Origin of the sequence: Microcoleus sp. (genome assembly GCF_041354475.1) — a bacterium.
Classification (GTDB): domain Bacteria; phylum Cyanobacteriota; class Cyanobacteriia; order Cyanobacteriales; family Microcoleaceae; genus Microcoleus.
The window spans coordinates 79,859-85,752 of record NZ_JBGJZU010000021.1 but is presented as its reverse complement, the minus strand read 5'-3'; the positions used below and the strand labels follow the sequence as shown (position 1 = coordinate 85,752).

Below are 5,894 nucleotides of genomic sequence, written 5' to 3'. Positions count from 1 at the left end.
ATTTGAATGCAGCCATTAATTTATCGCGGTTGGCTAAACCGTGAAAGCTTGCCCAGGGATAGCCGCTCCCATGCTCCCAATGAAGCAAGAAGCAAATGTCTAGACTTGTCTAGGATTTGTATAGCAGAAAGCGCTGCAATTCCTGCTGTAAATATTGGCACCATTTAGTCGCTAGAGGAATTTCTGTAAAGGGAACCTGGACAGCAGCAGCATCTTTAGTATCTTTTAACAAAAATTCTAGGAATATCGGACTTCCAGCACTAGGCGGATTTTCTAAATCTACCACAGAGCCGTTAACTAAAAGTTGCAGCGACTGCACATTTTTCAAGGAAAAAGTTTGCAAGTTCACAGGTCCACTGCGAGTAGGCTTTCCCCAGGTTAAACAATCTTCTTGCTGACCGAGTACAGCATAAATATCGTACTTTGCCCGATCGAACTTTTCGGCCCACACACGATAGGCTTCCAGTTTTTGATACTCGTTCCATCCAGCCCAAGCCAGAAAAATAAAAATTGCTAGCAGTGGCAGCCACATTAAACCTCTTTCCATATTAATTGATTGTTGATTGTTGATTGTTGACGGTTGACTGTTGACGGTTGATTGTTGATTGTTGACTGTTGATTGTTGATTGTTGATTGTTGATTGTTGACTAACAACCTATTAAATTGGGATTAACCATAACCAATAACTATTAACCAATAACTATTAACCAATAACTATTAACTAATAACTATTAACTAATAACTATTAACTATTAAGGTGACGTGCTCTGCGGGGGGGGTGGCAGTTCAGGTGAGGGTGAGGGAAGCTCCGACGGAGTAGCAGAGGGACTTTCCGGCGGTGGCGGAACTTGACCCGGTACTGGTTCGGAATTTTGGAGGCTTCGCACCCACAAACCTAAACCACCGCAAACCAACACGATCGCCAACAGTCCCAGCAGCGGGAGCAAACGCTGCAATCCTGGTTGTTTTTGAGCCGGTTCCTCGGCGGGGGCAGTTTCTGGGTACAGCAACTGTTTGGAGGATTCGGAAAGTTGAGACTGAGGCTGTGTCTGAGGCATCGAGAGTGATTTCTTCAATGACACCGAACCCGACATGGGCTTTGACATCTGCAATGACACCGACGGCGACATCGGTGCTGACTCCTCAGTCGGTTGAAATAAGATCAATTTCTCCGGCGACATCCGACAGTGAGTCATGACTACAGAAGTGTTGTCATAACCGTTTTTCTCATTTCCCAGGTTAATCAGATACTCAACGGCCACCTCCAAAGACATTTCGCCCTTAAGTACCGCAGGGCCATAACTCTCCCAAGATTGCTCCACCCAGTCATTGTCGCTTAAACCGTCGGAACATAGCAGCAACAAACCTTCATCTTCCACAATAAATCGCTGAATCGTGGGTTGCAGGAAATCGCCGTCCCGCGTGCCCAAGGCTTGAGTCAGAGCTCCTGCATCGCTTCGCCTTTGACTTTCCCAATACAAACTATGTCCCAGTCGCACTTCCCTAGAAGCCACATCGTCATCCACAGTCAGCCGCTGGCAAGAATTTTCTGCGATCCAATAGGCGCGACTATCTCCCACATTCACCAAATAGAGCTCGTGGCCGTTATTCGATCGCACATCCTCCGAAACAACCTTAATTTTTTGAGGTAACTGGAGAGCCATCACCAAAGTTGTCCCCATCCGCTCCCGTAACTCCTTTCCCTGCTCGTTATTCTGAGCGGAAATCACATTATTGACAACTCTCACAATCTCTTGAAGTTGTTTTGTGACCATTGTCGGTATCATCAACTCATCTTGTTCAGCGATTTCTGCCATGAAATTTTGAATCAAAGCTTTCAGAGACTGCACCGCTAATTGACTGGCAACTTCTCCACCTTCGTGACCTCCAACCCCATCGCAAACTATGGTCAAATAAGGAAGCAATTTGTCACTTCCAGAAATTTTGCTAAATTTAAAATCCGCAGCATTCGGATAGCAACTATCTTCATTTTGAGAACGTTGAGGTCCGGTATCCGTCATCCCAAACACATCTAAATGTAAAGGTAATTGGGCGGCTTGTTCTAACAGTAAATCATTGAGTTCGAGGACGATCGCCTCAAAATTCATGCTGCTGCGGCGCATAAACCGACAAATTTCTCCCAGTCTCGACTTTACCTGGGGTTGAGCCGATTCCACCAACCCAGACCACACATCTCCCAAATCCCGCAAAGTCGGCACAAAATTGCCCTGATGCAGTTCCAGCAACCGCACCCGCCAGCCTTCCACCCGTAAATTTTCCGGTACTAGCAAACTAGAAGCCACTCCCTGTTCCGATAATGGTGTCCACAGTTGCAGCATTTGCCAAAGCCAATAAACTTGTCGCACAGCGCTAGTTTTCGACCAAGCTTCTAAGATAGAAGGATATAGGCGACCAAAAGTGGTGATGGGTACATTTTCGAGCAAGAGTACATCGAAGGTTTGGGCTGCTTCTGCCAGTTGAAAAAAACCGTATACTTCAGGTATATGAAGCCTTTGGGGATATAAGTGGAGGTAAGGGATAATTGCATCCGGCAGTTCTTCTGGGACACTAGGAAGCAAATCGGGACGGCTATCGAGCCATATTTGGGGCGCGATCGCCAAATAGCGATCGCCGATCGCCTTACCTTGCGGCACTTCCTCCACATCAGGTCCCACCGCCCACAAATGTCGATAAATTAGAGGTGTGGAGCAAGCTACGCACTCCTGTCGCCCAAAGGTATTGCGGGGTTCGGGACACCCAAGATTCGGGCAATAAATCGATTGTGAGAAAGTGTTCATCATAATATCGGGTAGTTTTTGTAAAAACATTCTGAAGATATATAGTTCCCTGGCCCCTATTTAATAGGGCGAGAATAAACTGATTTTAGCCCCTATCACTTTCTTAATTCCTAAAAATTGTCATTTCCACCACTGTCGATGGGCTAAAATTGTAATCTAAGTTACTAAAACTGGTATTGAGGGCGATCGAAGGCTCAGTCTGGCGATCGCCACATCAACTTCATCCAGCTACCTCAAAAATCTAGCAACGCGATCGGCAAGTGGCAAACCTTTAGTGAGTTAGTCTTTAGCCATTCTGTAATCCTTTAATTCATCAATCAAAAATACTATTACCCCAACTATTGTTATGCTGTGGAATCCTACGCTGTTTTGGCTGATATCTGGGGCATTGCTCTGTTTGGCAGAACTATTTCTCCCTACTGCTTTTGTAGCTTTTATGATGGGACTGAGCGCCTTCGTCGTAGCTGCAATTTCTTTAGCTTTACCTTACGTTAATTTACAAATATTCCTGTGGATGGTCTGTTCGGTACTTTTTGTGCTAACTACCAGGCGTTTGATACCAAAAGGCAAGACAAGGGCGATCGAAGATGACAAAGAAGCCAAAACTTTAACAGAAATTCCCCCCGGAGAAGCGGGACGAGTAATTTATGAAGGCAATTCTTGGCGAGCACGTTGTGAAGATTGCGACACCGCTATTCCTCCCAACCAAAACGTAATTGTAGTCGGACGGAAAGGTACTACTCTGATAGTAGTTCCAGAAAATTTGCTGAATTCCTAAAAAAATGCCAAATGGTTCATGGTTCATGGGGAATCGGGAATGGGGAATTGGGAATTGGTAGTTGGGAATGGTTCATGGTTCATGGGGCAATCCCCCCCAGCCCCCCCCAAGGGGGGAAGGAATGGGGAAGGAAAGTCAACACTCAAAAATTATGAGGAGTCCACTGTGGAACAATTGTTTTTGTTTGTATTTTTAGCATTAGGCGGCTCTGCCCTCGCAGGTTCCGTCAAGATTATCAATCAGGGTAATGAAGCCTTGGTAGAAACTCTCGGTAAATACAGTGGGAAGAAACTAGAACCGGGTTTGAATTTTGTAACTCCGTTTCTCGATCGAGTAGTTTACGAACAAACCATCCGCGAAAAAGTCTTAGACATTCCTCCCCAAGCTTGTATCACTCGCGACAACGTTTCCTTCACTGTGGATGCTGTGGTTTACTGGCGGATTGTGGACTTGGAAAAAGCCTGTTACAAAGTCGAAAATCTTCAGTCAGCAATGGTTAATATGGTTCTGACTCAAATTCGGGCGGAAATGGGTCAACTAGACCTTGAAGAAACCTTTACAGCTCGTTCTCAAATTAATGAAATCTTGCTCAGGGATTTAGACATTGTTACCGATCCTTGGGGAGTGAAAGTGACGCGGGTAGAATTGCGCGACATTATCCCTTCTAAAACTGTACAGGAATCCATGGAATTGCAGATGGCAGCCGATCGCCGTAAACGGGCGGCAATTCTGACATCGGAAGGGGAACGGGAGTCGGCAGTTAACAGCGCCAAAGGTAAAGCCGAAGCCCAAGTTTTGGATGCAGAAGCGCGCCAAAAAGCGACTATTTTGGAAGCAGAAGCTCAACAAAAGGCGATCGTCCTGAAAGCTCAAGCAGAACGCCAAAGTCAGGTTTTGAAAGCTCAAGCTACTTCTGAGGCTTTACAAATTATCGGTAAAACTCTACAAAATGACCCCAATGCTCGCGAAGCTTTACAATTTTTGTTAGCTCAAAACTATCTCGATATGGGTTTGAAAATTGGCAGCAGCGACAGCAGTAAGGTGATGTTTATGGACCCGCGGAGCATTCCCGCTACCCTGGAAGGAATGCGATCGATTGTTGGGGAAGGTAGTAGTAATGAGGTAAAAAAATAGTCTGAAAATTGATAGTTTGTAGTAGGTTTAACTGGTTCCCCGGCTCTGCCTGGGAACCAATGCCTAGAGGCTCTGCCTCGCTTCTTAGCACAAAAATTGGAGGCAGAGCCTCCGGATCTGCGTTACCAGGCAGAGCCTGGTAACGAGTAAACGAGTAGTTGCCAATTACCAATTACCAATTGCCAATTACCAATTACCAAATTTAAGATTGTTGAGCGAGAGTACATCGATCGCACAATCCGAAAAATTCCAAAGTGTGATAATAAATCTTAAAAGAATGAGATTGCTGCAATTGGCTTTCTAAGTGGTGAACCGGACATTCATCGATCGGAATTGAGGCGCCACATTCCAGACAAGTTAAATGATGTTGATCTTGGTGGGCGGCACCGTAAAGAGACTCGCCACTAGCAAGAGTTCTGACGTGAACGAACCCCTCTCGCTTTAAACCGTCGAGGGAGCGATAAACGGTTGCTAAGCCCATGCTTTGGTCGCTGTTACGGAGTTCTAAGTATATATCCTGCGCTGAGAGCGATCGATTCAAGTGCTTGAGCAAGTGTAAAATACGCTCCTGACTACGGGTGCGGTTGGTTCTCATAATTTTTTTGTGTAATCTGCTGGAATCAAATCTATCGCTGTTTCTAGGCTAGCTTACTTGGGGGAAAGGGCGATCGAGCAACAGCCACCTAGTTGTAGGATAAAATAGCTCTAACTTTCGCATCACCTACACATTGCTGTGACTCAAAAATATTTTGCCCAAATTTATGTTACCCTCCGCCCTTCGGTTTTAGACCCCGCAGGCACTGCTGTTCAGTCTGGTTTGCAACACATGGGATACGACAATTTTGAGCGCGTGCGAATCGGGAAATACGTTGAAGTGACTCTGACTGCTGCTGGCGAGTCGGAGGCGCGCGAACAACTCGATCGCATTTGCGACCAACTTTTGGCCAATCCAGTGATTGAAAACTATTCCGTTGAATTGACTGAAGCTCCTGCGGTAGTGGAGACTGTGGGGGCTTAAAGTGCGATCGACCGTAGGGTGTGTTTTTCAACCCGGAGACCCCCCTAGCCCCCCTTGGTAAGGGGGGGACAAGAGAGTTCTCAAAGTCTGCCTTAAAAAGCGGAGACAAGAGCATTCAAAGTCTCTGTTAAAAACACAAGAACTCGGAACACTCAAAGTCCCCCTT

Annotated in this window: 6 protein-coding genes; 3 read left to right on the top strand and 3 right to left on the bottom strand. The window is 46.0% G+C overall.

Features of this window, described 5'->3' with window-relative positions:
- Positions 1–109: 109 nt before the first annotated feature.
- Both ACBR23_RS10860 and ACBR23_RS10855 read right to left on the bottom strand, forming a co-directional pair.
- Positions 110–547, bottom strand: a complete 438-nt coding sequence (locus ACBR23_RS10860) for a hypothetical protein (protein ID WP_340520971.1) — start codon at positions 545–547, stop codon at positions 110–112.
- Positions 548–752: 205 nt separating this feature from the next.
- Positions 753–2,801, bottom strand: coding sequence for a protein phosphatase 2C domain-containing protein (locus tag ACBR23_RS10855; protein ID WP_371114523.1), 2,049 nt, complete (start codon positions 2,799–2,801; stop codon positions 753–755).
- A gap of 343 nt (positions 2,802–3,144) precedes the next feature.
- On the opposite strand from ACBR23_RS10855, the gene ACBR23_RS10850 reads away from it, so the two are divergent.
- Both ACBR23_RS10850 and ACBR23_RS10845 read left to right on the top strand, forming a co-directional pair.
- The gene (locus ACBR23_RS10850; RefSeq protein ID WP_371114524.1) at positions 3,145–3,576 is read left to right on the top strand and encodes an NfeD family protein; all 432 of its coding nucleotides are present in this window, start codon (positions 3,145–3,147) and stop codon (positions 3,574–3,576) included.
- 165 nt (positions 3,577–3,741) lie between these two features.
- A complete protein-coding gene (locus tag ACBR23_RS10845) occupies positions 3,742–4,710 on the top strand; it encodes an SPFH domain-containing protein (protein ID WP_341731645.1) in 969 nt (322 codons plus the stop codon).
- Between the two features lie 202 nt (positions 4,711–4,912).
- On the opposite strand, the gene ACBR23_RS10840 is transcribed toward ACBR23_RS10845, so the two are convergent.
- Complete coding sequence (locus ACBR23_RS10840; RefSeq protein ID WP_341736834.1) at positions 4,913–5,305, bottom strand: Fur family transcriptional regulator; 393 nt, start codon at positions 5,303–5,305, stop codon at positions 4,913–4,915.
- Between the two features lie 138 nt (positions 5,306–5,443).
- On the opposite strand from ACBR23_RS10840, the gene purS reads away from it, so the two are divergent.
- The gene (gene purS, locus ACBR23_RS10835) at positions 5,444–5,728 is read left to right on the top strand and encodes a phosphoribosylformylglycinamidine synthase subunit PurS (RefSeq protein ID WP_341736833.1); all 285 of its coding nucleotides are present in this window, start codon (positions 5,444–5,446) and stop codon (positions 5,726–5,728) included.
- Positions 5,729–5,894 lie beyond the last annotated feature (166 nt).